Source organism: Streptomyces sp. NRRL S-350 (assembly GCF_000719705.1).
In the GTDB taxonomy this organism is placed as follows: Bacteria; Actinomycetota; Actinomycetes; order Streptomycetales; family Streptomycetaceae; genus Kitasatospora.
In genome coordinates, this window is the sequence record NZ_JOHO01000200.1 from 1 (window position 1) to 713 (window position 713).

The 713-nt window shown below is 73.8% G+C and carries 1 protein-coding gene and 1 pseudogene; both read left to right on the top strand.

Features of this window, described 5'->3' with window-relative positions; translation table 11 throughout:
* Nucleotides 1-28 precede the first annotated feature (28 nt).
* Nucleotides 29-421 (top strand): annotated as a pseudogene (locus IF30_RS50955) (condensation domain-containing protein); the annotation flags it as partial.
* Between the two features lie 25 nt (nucleotides 422-446).
* A partial coding sequence (locus IF30_RS50960; RefSeq protein WP_420791210.1) for a condensation domain-containing protein occupies nucleotides 447-713 on the top strand: 267 nt, incomplete at its 3' end.

Consider the following 713-nt stretch of genomic DNA (forward strand, 5'->3'; position numbering starts at 1 on the left):
CACCCCCCACACCGGCACCCGCCCCACCCTGCGAACCACCCCCACCCGACCCGACCCGCTCCCCCTCTCCTACGCCCAACAACGCCTCTGGTTCCTCCGCGAATGGGAGCAGGGCGGGGCGACGTACAACATCCCGCTCGCACTGCGCCTGCGCGGCCGGATGGACGAGGACGCCCTGCGCGCGGCGCTGCGCGACGTGACCGGCCGCCATGAGTCACTGAGGACGCGGTACCCGGCGGTGGACGGCGAGCCGCGCCAGGACGTCGTCACGGACGCCCGGATCCCGCTGCTCACCACCCGCACGACACCCGGGGAACTGGCCGGGCACCTCGCCCGCGCCGCCACCCACGCCTTCGACCTCGCCACCGACATCCCGTTCCGGGCCGAGCTGTTGGCGCTGGGCGACGACGACCACGTCCTGCTGCTGGTGCTGCACCACATCGCCGGTGACGGCTGGTCGATGGCACCGCTCGCCCGCGACCGTCGCCTCCCACCGGGGCGAGGTGGTGACCACGCTGGCCGCCCCGGAGCTGAACGCCCGACTGTCCGAACTGGCCCGGGAGACCGGCACCACCCTGTTCATGGTCCTCCAGGCGGCCGTCGCGACGCTCTACTCCCGCCTCGGCGCCGGCACCGACATCCCCCTCGGCACCGCCATCGCCGGCCGCACCGACGAGGCCCTGGACGACCTGGTCGGCTTCTTCGTCAACACC